Annotated in this window: 16 protein-coding genes; 15 read left to right on the top strand and 1 reads right to left on the bottom strand. The window is 40.1% G+C overall.

The features are described from left to right. Positions 1–2: 2 nt before the first annotated feature. From rsmB to MKZ30_RS11845, 6 genes are all read left to right on the top strand, one after another. Positions 3–1,382 carry a 16S rRNA (cytosine(967)-C(5))-methyltransferase RsmB gene (gene rsmB, locus MKZ30_RS11870; protein ID WP_002354921.1) on the top strand — a complete coding sequence of 460 codons (1,380 nt, stop codon included), beginning with the start codon at positions 3–5 and terminating at the stop codon, positions 1,380–1,382. A 1-nt stretch (position 1,383) separates the two neighbouring features. After that, entirely contained in the window at positions 1,384–2,133 is a 750-nt protein-coding gene (locus tag MKZ30_RS11865; RefSeq protein WP_002354922.1) for a Stp1/IreP family PP2C-type Ser/Thr phosphatase, read from the top strand. After that, positions 2,130–4,286, top strand: a complete 2,157-nt coding sequence (ireK, locus tag MKZ30_RS11860) for a serine/threonine protein kinase IreK (RefSeq protein ID WP_002419611.1) — start codon at positions 2,130–2,132, stop codon at positions 4,284–4,286. The genes MKZ30_RS11865 and ireK overlap by 4 nt, the downstream gene beginning before the upstream one ends. Positions 4,287–4,535: 249 nt before the next feature. Continuing rightward, positions 4,536–5,429, top strand: a complete 894-nt coding sequence (gene rsgA / locus MKZ30_RS11855) for a ribosome small subunit-dependent GTPase A (RefSeq protein WP_002359046.1) — start codon at positions 4,536–4,538, stop codon at positions 5,427–5,429. A gap of 23 nt (positions 5,430–5,452) precedes the next feature. Then, entirely contained in the window at positions 5,453–6,106 is a 654-nt protein-coding gene (gene rpe / locus MKZ30_RS11850) for a ribulose-phosphate 3-epimerase (RefSeq protein WP_002354925.1), read from the top strand. Further along, positions 6,103–6,747 (top strand): thiamine diphosphokinase, encoded by a 645-nt coding sequence (locus MKZ30_RS11845; protein WP_033600674.1) that lies wholly within the window; start codon positions 6,103–6,105, stop codon positions 6,745–6,747. Before rpe ends, MKZ30_RS11845 begins: the two co-directional genes overlap by 4 nt. 101 nt (positions 6,748–6,848) lie before the next feature. Here the strand turns inward: MKZ30_RS11845 and rpmB are convergent, their stop codons facing one another. Continuing rightward, entirely contained in the window at positions 6,849–7,037 is a 189-nt protein-coding gene (gene rpmB / locus MKZ30_RS11840; RefSeq protein ID WP_002354928.1) for a 50S ribosomal protein L28, read from the bottom strand. Positions 7,038–7,310: 273 nt separating this feature from the next. Between rpmB and MKZ30_RS11835 the strand changes: the two genes are divergently transcribed. The 9 genes from MKZ30_RS11835 to opp2C all read left to right on the top strand — a co-directional run bounded on the left by MKZ30_RS11835 (position 7,311) and on the right by opp2C (position 17,226). Continuing rightward, entirely contained in the window at positions 7,311–7,673 is a 363-nt protein-coding gene (locus MKZ30_RS11835) for an Asp23/Gls24 family envelope stress response protein (protein ID WP_002354933.1), read from the top strand. A gap of 82 nt (positions 7,674–7,755) precedes the next feature. After that, positions 7,756–9,432 carry a DAK2 domain-containing protein gene (locus MKZ30_RS11830; RefSeq protein WP_033600675.1) on the top strand — a complete coding sequence of 559 codons (1,677 nt, stop codon included), beginning with the start codon at positions 7,756–7,758 and terminating at the stop codon, positions 9,430–9,432. A 115-nt stretch (positions 9,433–9,547) separates the two neighbouring features. Continuing rightward, on the top strand, positions 9,548–11,584 hold the full coding sequence (recG, locus tag MKZ30_RS11825; protein ID WP_033600676.1) for an ATP-dependent DNA helicase RecG: 2,037 nt from the start codon (positions 9,548–9,550) through the stop codon (positions 11,582–11,584). Between the two features lie 102 nt (positions 11,585–11,686). After that, the gene (gene plsX, locus MKZ30_RS11820) at positions 11,687–12,688 is read left to right on the top strand and encodes a phosphate acyltransferase PlsX (RefSeq protein WP_002354938.1); all 1,002 of its coding nucleotides are present in this window, start codon (positions 11,687–11,689) and stop codon (positions 12,686–12,688) included. Between the two features lie 136 nt (positions 12,689–12,824). Next, complete coding sequence (gene acpP / locus MKZ30_RS11815) at positions 12,825–13,064, top strand: acyl carrier protein (protein WP_002354939.1); 240 nt, start codon at positions 12,825–12,827, stop codon at positions 13,062–13,064. 264 nt (positions 13,065–13,328) lie between these two features. Beyond that, positions 13,329–14,369, top strand: coding sequence for an oligopeptide ABC transporter ATP-binding protein Opp2D (gene opp2D, locus MKZ30_RS11810; RefSeq protein ID WP_193363059.1), 1,041 nt, complete (start codon positions 13,329–13,331; stop codon positions 14,367–14,369). Then, positions 14,369–15,313, top strand: coding sequence for an oligopeptide ABC transporter ATP-binding protein Opp2F (gene opp2F, locus MKZ30_RS11805; protein ID WP_002415658.1), 945 nt, complete (start codon positions 14,369–14,371; stop codon positions 15,311–15,313). Before opp2D ends, opp2F begins: the two co-directional genes overlap by 1 nt. Beyond that, positions 15,313–16,275, top strand: a complete 963-nt coding sequence (gene opp2B, locus MKZ30_RS11800) for an oligopeptide ABC transporter permease Opp2B (RefSeq protein WP_002354943.1) — start codon at positions 15,313–15,315, stop codon at positions 16,273–16,275. Before opp2F ends, opp2B begins: the two co-directional genes overlap by 1 nt. A 27-nt stretch (positions 16,276–16,302) precedes the next feature. Further along, the gene (gene opp2C, locus MKZ30_RS11795) at positions 16,303–17,226 is read left to right on the top strand and encodes an oligopeptide ABC transporter permease Opp2C (protein WP_002365358.1); all 924 of its coding nucleotides are present in this window, start codon (positions 16,303–16,305) and stop codon (positions 17,224–17,226) included. The last annotated feature ends 23 nt before the right edge of the window (positions 17,227–17,249 follow it).

The following is a 17,249-nucleotide window of genomic DNA, read 5'->3' as shown; positions in this document are numbered from 1 at the left end:
AAATGGCTGAAAAAATCCCCAAGAAATTAAAACGTTCTGTTCGATACGTTGCTTTAGAAACCATCGAACGTGTGGATAAAGGTGGGGCGTACTCCAATCTTTTACTTAATGAAATGATGACAAAATCAGAACTAAGCGAGAAAGATGGCCGCTTGTTTACAGAACTTGTCTACGGCACAATTAGTCGCAAATTATTGTTGGAATACTACTTAACACCATTTGTTAAGAAACCGCAAAAAGTCGATAATTGGGTGAAAAATTTATTGATTTTATCGTTATATCAATTACTTTATTTAGATAAAGTGCCCGATCATGCAGTCATTAATGAAGCGGTTGAAATTGGCAAACGTCGTGGCAATCCTGGGATTGGTAAATTCGTGAATGGCGTGCTGCGGGCGTTCCAACGAAATGGAGCACCTAGTTTGGCAGCAATTAGCGATCCAGTTGATCGTTTAGCCACGGAAATTAGCATGCCACGTTGGTTAACAGAAAAATTACTTGCCCAATTAGGCGAAGAAGAAACACGGCAGTTAGGTTTGTCATTATTTGAAAAAAGTCATGCGAGTGGTCGAGTAAACACGCGGTTTATTTCACGAGAAGAAGCGCTGGAAGAATTACAAGAAACAGGGATTGCCGCGAAGGAAAGTCAACTTTCCCCTTATGGTGTTGTCGCTGAAAAAGGCTACTTAGCTGGCAGTGAACTGTTTATTAACGGTTGTTTAACCATTCAAGATGAAAGCTCTATGCTCGTGGCTCCAGCGATGCAAATTGAACCGCATCATCGTGTCTTGGATGCTTGTGCGGCTCCTGGTGGCAAAACGACTCATATCGCAACTTTTTTAGAGGCTGAAGCAGGTGGTCGTGTGACTTCTTTAGATATTCATGCGCACAAAATTAAGCTAATTAATGAAAATGCGCAACGCCTCCATGTGGCGGATGTCGTCCAAGCAGAAAAGCTTGATGCGCGACAAGTGGCCGAAGAATTTCCCGCAGAAACCTTTGATCGGATTTTAGTTGATGCACCATGTTCAGGCTTAGGGCTAATGCGCCGTAAACCAGACATTAAATACCATAAAACGGCCAATGATTTTCAAAATTTACCTAAAATTCAGTTAGAAATCTTAGAAAGTGTTGCCCCAACACTAAAACAATGGGGTATAATGGTCTATAGCACTTGTACTATTACGCCAGAAGAAAATCAGGAAGTAGTGGCAGCCTTTTTAGCCAAACACCCTGAATTTGAAAAAATTGAAATTGTTGCAAATGAAAACGTCCAAGCAGTAGTAAAAGAGCAAGAACTGGTTCTGTATCCCCATCAATACATGACAGATGGCTTCTTTATTTGCTGTATGCGGAAAGTTAGTTCAAATGAGGTGAAATAATTTGGAAATCAACGTTCAATCAGATGTCGGTCGCAAAAGAAATACGAACCAAGATTATGCCAACGTTTTTGAGAACCAACAACACATAACCTTTGCTGTTTTAGCAGATGGCATGGGTGGCCACCAAGCAGGTGATGTCGCTAGCCAAATGGCAGTCAATAATTTAGGTGAGAGTTGGTCCAATGCGTCTGTCGACTCAGCTGAAAAATCTGCACAGTGGTTAATTCAAGCAATTCAAAAGGAAAATGAAAAAATTTATGAACGCGGACAATCGAAACCAGAGTATTTAGGAATGGGGACAACCGTGGTTGGTGCCATTCTTTTACCGGATTCATTTGTCTTAGCAAATGTGGGGGATAGTCGTGCTTATTTAGTTCGTGACCAACACATGTTACAATTAACAGAAGATCATTCTTTAGTGAATGAACTAGTAAAATCAGGGGAGATTACTCGTGAGATGGCTGCAAATCATCCACGAAAAAATGTCCTAACACGTTCTTTGGGAATGCCTGGCACTGTCGAAGTCGATGTAACCAATCATGAATGGCTGCCTAATGACTATTTACTGTTATGTTCGGACGGTTTAACCAATATGGTTCCTGAGACAAAAATTTTAGAAATTTTAGAGACGTCAGATCCCTTAGAATCCAAATTAAGCCAACTCGTTGCTCAAGCAAATGAAGCGGGTGGTTTAGATAACATTACCGTGTTAGTGATACACTTTGACGAACAGAAGGAGGAAAACCAATGATAGAAATCGGCAAGAAGCTGAATGGTCGATATCACATTATTGGCAGCATCGGAAGTGGCGGCATGGCCAACGTCTATTTAGCACACGATTTAATTTTAGACCGAGACGTTGCAGTAAAAGTCTTGCGCTTTGACTTCCAAAATGATCAAGCCGCCATCCGACGTTTTCAGCGTGAAGCACTAGCCGCAACTGAGCTGGTTCACCCGAATATCGTCAGTGTGTACGATGTAGGCGAAGAAGATGGACTACAATATTTAGTCATGGAATATGTGAAAGGAATGGACTTAAAACGTTACATCCAAACGCATTTCCCAATTCCTTATTCCACAGTTGTGGACATTACGCAACAAATTTTATCTGCTGTCGCAATGGCACATGAACATAGAATTATTCACCGGGATTTAAAACCGCAAAACATTCTGATTGACGAACACGGCACAGTCAAAATTACTGACTTTGGGATTGCGATTGCCTTGTCAGAAACGTCAATTACGCAAACGAACACAATGTTAGGTTCGGTGCATTACTTATCGCCAGAACAAGCGCGCGGAAGCATGGCGACCAACCAATCAGATATTTACGCTGTGGGAATTATTCTCTATGAAATGCTAACGGGGAATGTACCGTTTGATGGTGAATCAGCCGTAACGATTGCCTTAAAACATTTTCAAGAAGAAATTCCTTCTGTCAAAATGTTTGATCCAGGGATTCCTCAATCATTGGAAAATGTGGTTCGTCACGCAACCGCAAAAGACCCAAGCGATCGCTACAAAACAGCGAATGAGATGGCAGAAGACTTATACACGTCCTTGTCAGCCAGTCGTTTAAACGAACCTGCGTGGGAACCAACGGCTTTATTAGGAGAAACGAAAGTATTAACTCCGATTCCCGAAGACATCGCTGAACCGGAAGAGACAACGCCTGTCGAAGTTCCAGAAGATACCGCAGATGACATTTTAGCTGAACAACCACCGAAGAAAAACCGCAAAAAATTGTGGATTGGCTTAGCAATTGCGGCATTAATTGCTTTAGCAATAGGTGGCTTAGCCTTTGCAATGTCGGGCGGTAAAGACGTTGAAGTTCCTGATGTTACAAATGAAACGAAAGCGGCCGCTTCACAAGCGCTACAAAGTGCCGGGCTGAAAGTCGATAGTGAAACCAAAAAAATTCCCGACGATAAGATTGAAGAAGGCAAGGTGGTCAAAACAGACCCCGAAGCAAAATCATCTGTGAAAAAAGGCCGATCTGTTACTTTATATATCAGCTCTGGAACAGAAAAAATTGAGATGGCCGATTATACAAAGGAATCGTATGAATCTGCTGTCGAAGCCTTGAAAAAACTAGGGTTTTCAGAAGACCAAATTACAACGAAAAAAGAATACAGTGATTCTGTGTCTACAGATAACATTATTAAACAAAAACCAGCTGCAGGTAAAAAAGTTGATCCGAAAAAAGACAACGTCACTTTAACGGTCAGTGAAGGACCAGAAGCGGTTACTTTGCCTAGTTACGCCGGTTATTCTTACACAAATGCAGTAAATGCACTGGCACAATTAGGTATTTCTGAATCTCAAATTACGCGTGTCGACCAAGCAAGCGATACGGTAGAACCAGGTTTAGTCATTACGCAAGACCCCGCACCAGGGGGCACCGTAGTACCTAAAAATGGTCAAGTGACATTATATGTAAGTAAAGGTAGCGACAAAGTGACACTTTCTGATTATAGCGGAATTTCTTATGATAATGCGGTAAGTCGCTTAATTGCTTTAGGTATCCCAGAATCTCAAATTAAACGAGTGGACGAAGAAAGCGACAAAGTTGAAAAAGATACCGTGATTAGTCAAGAACCAGCTTCTGGTACCGCTGTTGATCCGAAAAATGACACGATTACTTTACATGTCAGCAAAGGCAGCGACTCAGTAACTGTTCCCGATATTTCAGGCTATTCGCCAAAAGCTGCAGAAGACAGCATCAATAACGCTGGTCTTAAAATCAATGAACAAGGGTTATCTGGCTCTGGCGACGGGCAAGTCGTTGAACGAACCAGTCCATCCGCTGGCAGCAAAGTCAAAAAAGGCGACGCTGTTACGGTTTATTATTCAAAAGCAAATGATTCAAAAAGCACCACTAGTGAAAGTAGTACGAGTAATTAAGACAAGAGGTTGGGACAGGAGTGTTTAGCTTCAAGAAATAAGAAGAAATTTCCGAAAGATGCTTTTCGTCTTTCGAGGAATTTCGGCTTATTTCTGAAGAAGCTGCTCCTGTCCCGCCGTTTATCTTAAGATTTAAGTCTAGGAAGGTAAGTCATTTCGACTTATGTCCTAGGCTCTTTTTAATTAATAGAATCGAGAGGCTCTATTGATTTCTCTGCCACTATCCTGTATATTCGAAAGTAGTTAGGAGTGGTTTATCTGAAAGGTCAAATCAGAAAAGCGTTAAGCGGTTTTTATTATGTATACGCAGATGGAGAAACATATCAAACAAGAGCGCGAGGGAATTTTCGTAATCGAAAAATTACGCCACTCGTGGGAGATGAAGTACTTTTTGAAAGCGATAATTTAACAGATGGTTATGTGTTGGAAATTTTACCAAGACGAAATGAATTAGTGCGCCCGCCTGTTGCAAATGTGGATCTAGGTGTGGTTGTCATGAGTATGGTTTCGCCAAATTTTTCGTTTAATTTGTTGGATCGTTTCTTAGTCAGCTTAGAGTATAAGGATATAGAACCAGTTATTTATTTAACGAAAGTTGATCTATTAGATGAGCCGCAACGTCAAGAAGTCACTGAAATTAAACAGATTTATGAAGCGTTAGGTTATGCGGTGATCGCTTCGGAAGACGTAGAAGCCACCAAAGAATTAGAACGCTTTTTCCCAGAACGGTTGACTGTTTTTATGGGACAATCAGGCGCTGGAAAATCAACATTGTTGAATCAAATTTCACCAGAATTACAACTAGCAACTGCGGAAATTTCCCAATCTTTAGGACGGGGCAAACATACGACCCGTCACGTGGAATTGATTCCGTTATACGACGGTTTGGTTGCTGATACACCAGGATTTAGTGCCATCGATTTCTTGGAGATGGAAGCAGTGGAATTACCAAAGCAATTTCCTGAATTTGTTGCCGCGGCCTCTCACTGTAAGTTTCGTGAATGTATGCACCACAAAGAACCTGGTTGTGAAGTGAAACGCCAAGTGGAAGCGGGAACCATTGCGACGAGTCGTTACGAAAATTATTTACAGTTTTTAATGGAAATCGAGAATCGACGACCTGTTTATAAGAAAAAATCATAGCAAATATAAAGGGAGCGAGCCAAATGAAACTAGCACCATCCATTTTAAGTGCCGATTTTGCCAATTTAGAAAGAGATATCCGTTTAGTAGAAGAATTAGGAGCAGATTATATTCATGTTGATGTCATGGACGGTCAATTTGTGCCCAACATTACCTTAGGGCCGAATATCGTTTCAGCGATTCGTCCAGTGACAAAACTACCATTGGATGTTCATTTGATGATTGTACAACCTGAAAATTATATCAATGCCTTTGCGGAAGCCGGTGCGGATATTATTACTGTCCATCAAGAAGCAACACCCCATATTCATCGTGCCTTACAAATGATTAAAAATGCGGGTGTGAAAGCTGGCGTAACCATCAATCCTGGGACACCACTTTCGATGATCGAAAATGTATTAGACTTGGCAGATCAAGTCTTGGTAATGACTGTCAATCCAGGCTTTGGCGGACAATCATTTATTGAAAACTCACTAGAAAAAATTGCTCAATTAAAAGAATGGAAAGAAACAAAAGGATACACCTATGAAATTGAAGTCGATGGCGGGATTGTTCCTGAAACTGCCGCACGCTGCAAAGAAGCTGGTGCGGAAGTGTTTGTTGCAGGCTCCTACATTTATAATGCTGAAAATCCTCAAGAACGAATCGATGCACTGAGAGCAGTGCTAGACAAATGAGTCGTGTCTTACTGGTAGCTGGCGGTGAGCCAAGTGATTGGCCAACCATTGAACCAGCTACGTATGATTATTTTGTAGGTATTGATCGCGGCTGTCTCCATTTATTAGAGGCCGATTTACCGTTACAATTAGCGGTGGGCGATTTTGATTCATTATCACGAGAAGAATACCATTTTGTCCAAGAAACTGCCGAAACACTTATCCAAGCACCTGCTGAAAAAGATGATACAGACACACAATTAGCACTTCAAGAAGCTTTACAACGATTTCCACAAGCAGAGATGACGATTATCGGTGCAACAGGGGGCAGAATTGACCACCTGTTAGCCAATCTTTGGTTACCCTTTGAACCACGATTTCAAGGTGTACTTCGCCAAATTCGTCTATGCGATCGTCAAAATAGCATCCAGTATTACGCCCCTGGTTCGTATATCGTACAGAAAGAGCCAGATAAAGAATATCTGGCCTACTGCTGTTTGACGCCTGTAGAAAACTTGACGCTACGACGCAGTAAATATTTATTAACCAATCAAGATGTTCCTTACCCAACATCGTATGCAAGTAATGAATTTATCGAAGAAGCCGCTGCTTTTTCCTTCGATGCAGGGATGATTGCGGTTATTCAAAGTAAAGACAAGTAAAAAGAAGTTGAACCTTCAGCAAAGTGCTGAAGGTCCAACTTCTTTTTTATGCAATAAAAAAAGCCGAACAACGAACGTCCAGCTTTGCTTATTTAAGTTTATTAAACACGTTCGATTTTACCAGATTTCAAAGCACGAGTTGACACCCAAACTTTTTTAGGTTTACCATCGATTAATACGCGAACTTTTTGTAAGTTAGGTTTCACAGTGCGTTTTGTTGAGTTCATCGCATGTGAACGGTTATTACCACTTGAAGTCTTACGACCAGTGAAGTAACATACTTTTGCCATTTTAAGTTTCCTCCTTTGCCTTGATCTTGGAGCGATAATATTCAGCTCATACTAACTTAATTTATCATATTAGGCACTGATTTGCAAGAAGATTTTTTTCTATGATTTGACTTTAGCAATCAAAAAGAGTAAATTGAAATCTTGCTAGAATGTTCACTTAGAAGTGGAAGAATGAAAATATCTGACGAACTTCCTTTTAATTAAAGGCTGGATATGATAAAATGTTATGGAAGAAAATAGGGCGAATGTGCTCTTATAAGGAGGCTTTCATCAATGGCTGTAAAAATTCAAACACCCGCAGGTACCATTGAGATTACCAATGATGTGATCGCTACAGTAGTTGGCGGAGCTGCGACAGATATTTACGGAATTGTCGGAATGGCAAGCAAAAATCAAATTAAAGATAACTTAAACGATATTTTACGTCGTGAGAATTACTCACGTGGTGTCGTTGTTCGTCAAGAAGACAACGGAATCGCAGTGGATGTCTACACGATTGTTAGTTATGGTACAAAAATTTCTGAAGTTTCTCGTAACGTCCAAGAAAAAGTAAAATATAATCTTGAAACATTATTAGGTGTCACTGCGAATTCAGTTAACGTTTTTGTTCAAGGAGTTCGTGTATTACCGGATTAGAGGTAGTGTACTGTCAACGATGCAATTGCACAAGGAAGTCGTGTGTTGCCGTTAGCGGTAAATCTGAAGGAGGATTTTTTAGGTGAATGTAACAGAAATCAGCGCAGGTCAGTTCCAGGAAATGGTCCAGGCAGGTGCGACTCGTCTGCACACAAATGCAGAATATGTCAACTCATTAAACGTTTTCCCTGTACCCGATGGTGATACAGGAACAAATATGAACTTATCAATGACCAGTGGTGCAAAGGCTGTGGCCGATTCTCGCTCTGAAAAAGTAGGAGAATTAGCAGGTGCGTTATCCAAAGGGTTATTAATGGGTGCTCGTGGAAACTCTGGGGTTATTTTATCTCAATTATTCCGCGGCTTCTCAAAACAAATTCCTGAGGTTACAACATTAAATGCCAAAGACTTGGCCGCTGCCTTTACACATGGTGTAGAAACAGCGTATAAAGCAGTGATGAAACCCGTTGAAGGAACAATCTTAACAGTTTCTCGTGAAGCGGCGCGTTCTGGTGAACGTAAAGCGAAAGAAACAGATGACTGTATCGAAGTTATGACAGCTGTTGTAGCAGGCGCTAAACGTGCCTTAGCGAAAACACCTGATTTATTACCTGTCCTAAAAGAAGTCGGCGTTGTAGATAGTGGGGGTCAAGGACTACTATTTATCTATGAAGGATTTTTAGAAGCGCTTAGTGGCGAATTTTTACCAACTGAAACGTATGAACCAAGTCCTGCCGAAATGGACGAAATGGTTAATGCTGAACATCACCGTGGTGTTAGTGGCCACGTTGCGACAGAAGACATTAAATTTGGCTATTGTACAGAAATTATGGTTCGTATCGGCGAAGGCCCAACCGTGGACAGCGCTTTTGATTATGAAACATTCAGAAACTACTTAAATGAACTAGGCGATTCTCTATTAGTCGTTAACGATGACGAAATTATCAAAGTTCACGTACACACTGAGCATCCAGGTGAAGTGATGAACTACGGCCAAAAATTTGGTTCGTTAGTAAAAATAAAAGTAGACAATATGCGTTTACAACATGAAACGTTAGTTGAACGCGATGCTCAGCAAAAAGCGTTGACTGAAAAAGTTCGCGTACCGTTTGCTGTGATTGCTATTGCAGCCGGTGAAGGCGTTCAAGAATTATTCCGAAGTTTAGGTGCAAGCTACATTATTAGTGGTGGCCAAACAATGAACCCAAGTACGGAAGATATTTTAAAAGCAGTTAAAGAAGTGAATGCAGAGCAAGTCATTATTTTACCAAACAACAAAAACATCTTTATGGCGGCTGATCAAGCAGCAGAAGTTGCCGATGTACCAGTAGCGGTTGTTCCATCTAAAACCATTTCTCAAGGAATGACAGCAATGTTAGCTTTCAATGATCAACAATCATTAGAAGAAAACAAAGCAAGTATGACGGAAATGTTAGACAGCGTTGTGAGTGGTCAAGTAACCACAGCTGTTCGTGACACAACCATTGATGACGTTGAAATTAAAAAAGATGACTTCTTAGGAATGATTGATGGTAAAATCGTCGTTTCTGAAGCAGATCGTTTTAATGCATCATTAGACACGTTGAACCGCATGATTGATGAAGACACTGAAATCGTGACAATTATTGTCGGCGAAGATGGTTCAGTTGAAGAAGCTGAAAAGCTAATCGCTATTTTAGTTTCTGAAAACGATGAACTAGAAACAGAACTTCATGAAGGTGGACAACCTGTGTATCCATACTTATTCTCAGCAGAATAGGTTTTCGTGATGAAAAAATAAAAACGAATAGGCTGGTTCATTAGTTAGGGCTAATGAACCAGCCTATTTAATGAATGATCCATTTTTTTGCGTATATTAATGAGGAGGGGATTTTATGGACATCACAGATTTAGTCAGCGTATTGCCCGGTGTTGGCCCAAAACGTGCTGAAAATTTACAAGAACTGGGGATTGTTACAATTGAAGACTTATTGACGTATTATCCCTTCCGCTACGATGATATCCAAGAAAAGGATTTAAGCGAGATTCAGGATCAGGAAAAAGTTACGCTAAAAGGGCTAGTGGTTTCGGAAGCAGTCGTTAGTCGGTACGGTTATAAGAAGAGCCGGTTAACGTTTCGAATGATGCAAGAACATGCGGTCATTAATGTTTCCTTCTTCAATCAACCTTTTTTAAAAGACAAAGTAGTTCTTTCCGAAGAAATTGCTGTTTATGGCAAATGGGATGCCAAGAGAAAATCATTAAATGGCATGAAAATCTTAGCTTCTAAAGGAGACAATGAAGATTTCGCCCCCATTTATCATGTGAATAAAAAAGTCCGCCAAAGCACGTTGGTTCAGTTAATCCGCACTGCTTTTGAAGAGTATGGTTCGCTGATTGAAGAGATTTTACCGAATGATTTATTAGAAAAGTACCGCTTGATGCCTAGAAAAGAAGCAATGTGGGCGATGCATTTTCCCAGTAATCCAGAAGAAAGCCATCAAGCCAAACGGCGAGTAGTCTTTGAAGAGTTTTTCCTTTTCCAACTTAAAATGCAAGGATTGAAGAAACAAGAAAAAGCGGAAAAAAATGGCTTAGCCATTCAATATGACGTGGATCGCTTAAAAACGTTTACCCAAGGACTGCCGTTTGAATTGACAGGCGCCCAAAAAAAAGTGACCAATGAAATTTGTCGAGACTTGCGAAGTCCGAAGCATATGCAACGATTGCTTCAAGGTGACGTGGGGAGTGGGAAAACGGTAGTGGCTGCGATTGCGCTATACGCCACCATGACCGCTGGCTTTCAAGGAGCGTTGATGGTTCCAACTGAAATTTTAGCGCAACAACACATGGAAAGCTTACAGCAGTTGTTTGATCCATTAGAAGTGCGAACGGCCTTATTAACAGGTTCCACCAAAACGAAAGAACGTCGTCTAATTCTCGAAGAACTGGCCAATGGCGAGATTGACATTGTGGTAGGGACCCATGCTTTGATACAACAAGATGTCAGTTTCCATCAATTAGGTTTGGTAATCACCGATGAGCAACATCGTTTTGGTGTGAATCAGAGAAAAATATTAAGAGAAAAAGGCTTAAAACCAGATGTTTTATTTATGACGGCCACTCCGATTCCTCGAACGCTGGCCATTACAGCCTATGGCGAAATGGATGTATCAATCATTGATGAAATGCCAGCTGGACGGATTCCAATCGAAACACGTTGGATTCGGCCGCCGCAGTTAGATACTGTTTTAGAATGGATGGAAAAAGAGTTGGCTCGAGGACATCAAGCCTATATTATTTGTCCCTTGATTGAAGAATCGGAAGCCTTAGATGTGAAAAATGCAACAGAAATTTTTGAACATATGCAAAGCTTTTATTCCCCAAGATATCAAGTGGGATTACTACATGGTAAAATGAAAAACCAAGAAAAAGATGACATTATGCAGGAGTTCAAAGACAATCAGCTACAATTACTGGTTTCTACCACCGTTATTGAAGTTGGCGTGAATGTACCAAATGCCACGGTGATGTTAATTATGGATGCGGACCGGTTTGGGTTAGCACAGTTACATCAGTTACGGGGCCGTGTGGGGCGTGGCTCCAGTGCATCTTATTGTATTTTAGTGGCCAATCCGAAAAATGAAATGGGCGTTGAGCGTATGAAAATCATGACAGAAACCACCAATGGTTTTGTCTTGAGTGAGCGTGATTTGGAACTTCGCGGACCTGGGGAAGTGTTCGGTGCACGGCAATCAGGGGTGCCTCAATTTGCGGTAGGAGATATCGTGACGGACTTTAATATTTTAGAAGTTGCGCGCCAAGAAGCAAGTGCCCTATGGCAAGTGAAAGAGTGGTGGCAATATCCTGCTTATCAAGCCTTAGCCAATCGAGTGAAACCCCAAGGTGAGGCGGCCCAATTTTTCGATTAGAAGAGGTAATTTTTGAAGCCAGAAAGTAAAAGCCAATGCGTATTTCTTTGAAAAAAATATGTTATACTTGTTAGGAAACAAAAAAGTAGGAGGGAATCACTCATGAAAATTGCTGTAGATGCAATGGGTGGAGATAACGCCCCACAAGCGATTGTTGAAGGGGTTATGCTAGCCAAACAAGACTTCCCAGACATTGAATTTCAATTATATGGAAAAGAAGCCGAAATAAAAAAATACATCACCGATGAAAAAAACATTACGATTATTCATACCGATGAAAAAATTGCTAGTGACGATGAGCCAGTGAAGGCAATCCGTCGTAAGAAAACTGCTTCCATGGTTTTAGCAGCGCAAGCAGTTAAAAATGGGGAAGCCGATGCGATTTTTTCTGCCGGTAACACCGGAGCGCTATTAGCAGCGGGTCTGTTCATTGTCGGCCGCATCAAAAATGTGGAACGTCCCGGTTTGATGTCAACTTTACCTGTCATGGGAGAACCAGACAAAGGGTTTGACATGTTAGATTTAGGAGCCAATGCAGACAATAAACCAGAACATTTGGTTCAGTATGCCGTTTTAGGTTCATTCTATGCTGAAAAAGTTCGGAACGTTCAGAATCCTCGTGTTGGTCTATTAAATAACGGAACTGAGGAAACAAAAGGCAGTGAATTAACGAAAAAAGCCTTCGAATTGTTAGCAGCAGATGAAACGATTAATTTTGTCGGAAACGTTGAAGCACGAGAATTATTAAATGGCGTAGCTGACGTGGTGGTGACAGATGGCTTCACAGGGAATGCCGTTTTAAAATCTATCGAAGGCACAGCTATGAACATGATGAGCTTGCTGAAAACAGCGATTCTTTCTGAAGGTGTCAAAGGAAAAATGGGTGCCTTATTATTAAAGAATGCGTTGCGTGGCATGAAAGACGAAATGGACTACTCAAAACATGGGGGAGCGGTTTTATTTGGCTTAAAAGCGCCAGTCATTAAAACGCATGGGGCCACGGGTCCTGATGCCGTCCGCTACACCATTCGTCAAATTCATACAATGTTAGAAACCCAAGTTGTCCCACAATTAGTGGAATATTATGAAGGCAAAGCAGAGTAATTTGCAATTGTCTTGACATCAGTTTGTTACTCAAATGAAAAAAAGATGGACAAATACCCAAATTGTGAGTACAATGTATCTTAGCGTTTTAGTAAAAGAAAGAACCTTTTTTCAAAAGCAGTGGAGGTGAATACAGTTGACTCGTGAAGAAGTACTTCAAAAAGTAGCGAAGATTATCTCAAACCACTTTGATATTGAAGCGGATCAAGTAACAGATCAATTAAACATTAAAGATGATTTGAACGCTGACTCAATTAGCGTAATGGAGTTTGTTTTAGAACTTGAAGATGAATTTGGAACAGAGATTTCAGATGAAGATGCAGAAAAAATTGAAACAGTTGGTGCCGCTGTAGATTATATTGTGAGTAATTCATAAAAAATAATAAGACAAAGTCGATTGACATTCGTGTTGATCGACTTTTTTTGCGTACATAATGGTTATTTTATTAAGCAATAAGGCTATTTTTACACATATTTTTGTAAAAAAAAATCATACATGTAAAAAAATAACTGCGAAAAAAGTTATTTTATCTTGCTTTTTATGGAATAATTCTATAAAATTATGAAAAAACAATGAGCTGTAAATTAACATTGATAAAAATTAGAAAGTGCTATCATTAAATATTAGTTAATTTATATAATGTTTTTGAAAGGACGTAAGGGGTGCGTATGGATGCAAGGAAATGAACAATTACTAGAGGTTTCAGGATTAGAAACAGCATTTAGAATCAAAGATGATTATTATAATGCCGTCGATGATATTTCATTTGAATTGAAGAAAAATGAGATTCTAGCAATCGTCGGAGAATCTGGTTGTGGAAAAAGTACCTTAGCAACAACGATTATGGGCTTACATGATCCCAATCATACCAAAATTACTGGGGAAATTTTATACAACAATTTAAACTTAACTACGTTTAATGAAACATTGTACAATAAAGTCAGAGGAAACGATATTGGGATGATTTTCCAAGATCCGTTGTCTGCACTGAATCCGCTCATGCGAATTGAAGACCAAATTAAAGAAAGTCTCACGTATCATACCAAAATGACCGCACAACAAAAACAAGCACGGGCCATTGAACTGTTAGATCAAGTGGGGATTCCCAACCCAGAGCGTGTCGGGAAACAGTATCCTCATGAATTGTCTGGCGGCATGCGCCAACGGGTGATTATTGCCATTGCAATCGCGTGTAAACCACCGATTTTAATTGCAGATGAACCAACAACGGCCTTAGACGTTACCATTCAGGCACAAATTCTCGATTTGTTAAAAGATTTGCAAGAAGAAACAGGGAGCGGCATTATTTTAATTACCCATGACTTAGGTGTAGTTGCGGAAATGGCTGATCGTGTAGCGGTTATGTATGCGGGTCAGTTTGTAGAAGTAGCCACTGCTGAAGAATTGTTTAGTCATCCGAAACATCCATATACACGTTCCTTACTTCAGTCCATTCCCCAAGAGAATTCCGATGAAGAAGAACTTCATGTGATTGAAGGGATTGTTCCTTCGTTAACCAAATTACCTAGAAAAGGTTGTCGGTTTGCCCCACGAATTCCTTGGATTGATGCATCGGAACATGAAGAAAATCCAACATTACATGAAGTTGCACCGAATCATTTTGTTCGTTGTACATGTTATAAACATTTTCATTTTAGAGACGGGGAAGGGGAAGCGTAATGACAGAAATTATTCAAATTAAAGATTTAAAAGTTCATTATCCAATTCGCAGCGGCTTCTTCAATCGAATCACTGATCATGTTTTGGCGGTTGATGGTGTGGATTTCATGATTGAACAAGGTAAAACGTATGGGTTAGTTGGTGAATCGGGTTCTGGAAAATCAACGACAGGAAAAGCAATTATTGGTTTAGAAAAAATTACAAATGGTGAAATTATTTATCAAGGACAAGATGTAACCAAGCCGCGAAGTCGAAAAGCGATCGGATACAACAAAGATGTCCAAATGATTTTCCAAGATTCGATGTCAAGTTTAAACCCTAAAAAACGAGTACTAGATATTATCGCCGAACCAATTCGAAATTTTGAACGGTTAAGTGACCAAGAAGAAAAGAAAAAAGTCAAAAGTTTGTTGGACATTGTGGGGATGCCAGAAGATGCGTTGTACAAATATCCTCATGAATTTTCTGGTGGACAACGCCAACGTTTAGGCGTCGCCCGAGCGGTGGCTACCAGCCCCAAATTAATTATTGCAGATGAACCTGTTTCAGCACTGGACTTATCTGTGCAAGCACAGGTATTGAATTTTATGAAGAACATTCAACAGGAATATGGGTTAAGTTACTTATTTATTTCCCATGATTTGGGCGTAGTTAAACATATGTGTGACAACATTGCCATTATGTACAAAGGCCGTTTTGTAGAAATCGGTACACGCCAAGATATTTACACTAATCCACAACACATTTATACCAAACGCTTACTTTCAGCAATTCCTAAAATTGACGTAGCGAACCGAGAAGCTCATAAAGAAGAACGAAGAAGAGTTGAGCAAGAGTATCGGGAAAATCATAAAGACTATTATGATGAAAATGGGCGGGTTTATAACTTACATTCGATTAGTCCAACCCACCAAGTAGCGTTAAAAAATGGAGGTGCTGAATAATGTGGAAAACAATTTTACGCCGTTTGTTATTGATGATTCCGCAAGTGATTATTTTAAGTGTCTTGATTTTCCTGTTGGCTAAAATGATGCCTGGTGATCCGTTTACAGGATTGATTAATCCGAACCAAGACCCGAAAGTGATTGAAGCCATGCGCGAAGCTGCCGGGTTAAATGATCCTTGGTACGAACAATATTTCCGTTGGATTGGCAATGCCTTACATGGAGATTTTGGTCATAGTTTTATCTTTAAATTACCTGTGTCCACGCTCATTGCTGGTCGGGTGGGGAATACGATTGCATTGGCCGCTGTGTCAGTTATAATCACGTATTTAATCGCCATTCCTTTCGGTTTAATTGCTGGCCGTTACCAAAATTCATGGTTTGACAAAATGGTGGTTATCTACAACTTCTTCAGTTTTGCCGTACCATTATTCATCTTTGCCTTGATTATGCTCTTTATTTTTGGGTATCGCTTAGACTGGTTCCCAACGAGTGGAACCGTGACTGTTGGTTTGGCTGAGGGAACGTGGCCGTATTATTTAGATAAACTGAAGCATTTAATTTTACCAGGGGTCACTCAAGCGTTGCTAGGGACAGCGGTCACTATTCAATATTTGCGCAGTGAAGTGATTGATGTTAAAAACATGGACTTTGTTCGTACTGCTCGTTCAAAAGGAGTGCCAACGAATAAAATTTTTAATCGACACATTTTTAGAAATGCAGCATTACCAATTGCCTCTCAATTAGGTTATGAAATTACTGCTTTGATTGCCGGATCAGTCGTTATTGAAAAGATTTTTGCTTTCCCAGGAATTGGAAAATTATTTATTGATAGTATCATTCAACGTGACTATTCCGTTATTACCGCTCTCGTGTTGATTTTGGGATTGGCAACCCTTATCGGAACCTTAATTTCTGATATTGTAATGAGTATTGTTGATCCAAGAATTCGAATTCAGTAGAAAAAACACGAAGAAAGGGTGATAAAAATGGAATTGACAGAAGAAAAAAGAGAAGAAGTCTTACAAGAAAGTATTCCACCAATGGGCTTTCGGATGATTGCGCGAGAATTCGTCAAAGAAAAAATGGCGATGTTTTCTTTAATCCTTTTGGTCATTATCTTATTAGCCGTTTTTATCGGTTCGTTAGTGTTAGACCAAAGTGCCGTTATGCATGTAAGTATTTTAGATAAATATGCGGAACCAGGTACCGTTACAATGAATGGCACCAAGTTCATTTTAGGTGCCGATGAAGGGGGTCGTGATGTTTTAGGACAATTGATTATCGGGGCTAGAAACTCGATTTTAATCGGTTTTGCCATTACGATTATTACGTCTATTATCGGGGTCGGTTTAGGGATTATTTCCGGTTATTATGGAGGCATGATTGATAATATTTTGATGCGTATCGTGGATTTTATTATGATTTTGCCAATTATGTTAATTATTATTGTGTTCGTTTCCGTGATTCCTAAATATAGTATCTGGTCCTTTATTTGGATTATGTGTGCGTTTTATTGGGTTGGAAAAGCGCGGTTGTTCCGCAGTAAAACGTTATCTGAAGGGCGCCGAGATTACGTTAGTGCCTCTAAGACAATGGGAACAAGCGATTTTAAAATTATGTTTCGAGAAATTATGCCGAATTTAAGTTCATTAATTATTACGAACTTAACGATTAATTTCGCGGCCAATATCGGGATCGAAACAACGTTAACTTTCTTAGGCTTCGGGTTACCACAAAGTGTCCCAAGTTTAGGAACCTTAATTGGCTACGCCAGCAGTGGGGATGTATTAGTCAATAAACAATGGGTTTGGTTACCTGCATCAATTCTAATTTTAGTCTTGATGTTAAGTATAAACTATGTTGGACAAGCATTTAAGCGCTCAGCAGATGCACGACAACGATTAGGCTAATTAGCCAAAAAATGAGGGAGGAA

Origin of the sequence: Enterococcus sp. LX10, assembly GCF_023539285.1 — a bacterium.
GTDB lineage: Bacteria > Bacillota > Bacilli > Lactobacillales > Enterococcaceae > Enterococcus > Enterococcus faecalis.
Note: the sequence above shows the minus strand (reverse complement) of the source record. Positions and strands in the feature narration are given on the sequence as shown.

What these genes read in the sequence shown, in the direction of transcription:
- rsmB (WP_002354921.1), top strand. Translation starts at nt 3, where the DNA reads ATGGCTGAAAAAATCCCCAAGAAATTAAAACGTTCTGTTCGATACGTT.
- ireK (WP_002419611.1), top strand. Translation starts at nt 2,130, where the DNA reads ATGATAGAAATCGGCAAGAAGCTGAATGGTCGATATCACATTATTGGC.
- rpe (WP_002354925.1), top strand. Translation starts at nt 5,453, where the DNA reads ATGAAACTAGCACCATCCATTTTAAGTGCCGATTTTGCCAATTTAGAA.
- MKZ30_RS11845 (WP_033600674.1), top strand. Translation starts at nt 6,103, where the DNA reads ATGAGTCGTGTCTTACTGGTAGCTGGCGGTGAGCCAAGTGATTGGCCA.
- rpmB (WP_002354928.1), bottom strand. Translation starts at nt 7,037, where the DNA reads ATGGCAAAAGTATGTTACTTCACTGGTCGTAAGACTTCAAGTGGTAAT.
- MKZ30_RS11835 (WP_002354933.1), top strand. Translation starts at nt 7,311, where the DNA reads ATGGCTGTAAAAATTCAAACACCCGCAGGTACCATTGAGATTACCAAT.
- recG (WP_033600676.1), top strand. Translation starts at nt 9,548, where the DNA reads ATGGACATCACAGATTTAGTCAGCGTATTGCCCGGTGTTGGCCCAAAA.
- plsX (WP_002354938.1), top strand. Translation starts at nt 11,687, where the DNA reads ATGAAAATTGCTGTAGATGCAATGGGTGGAGATAACGCCCCACAAGCG.
- opp2D (WP_193363059.1), top strand. Translation starts at nt 13,329, where the DNA reads ATGTTTTTGAAAGGACGTAAGGGGTGCGTATGGATGCAAGGAAATGAA.
- opp2F (WP_002415658.1), top strand. Translation starts at nt 14,369, where the DNA reads ATGACAGAAATTATTCAAATTAAAGATTTAAAAGTTCATTATCCAATT.
- opp2B (WP_002354943.1), top strand. Translation starts at nt 15,313, where the DNA reads ATGTGGAAAACAATTTTACGCCGTTTGTTATTGATGATTCCGCAAGTG.
- opp2C (WP_002365358.1), top strand. Translation starts at nt 16,303, where the DNA reads ATGGAATTGACAGAAGAAAAAAGAGAAGAAGTCTTACAAGAAAGTATT.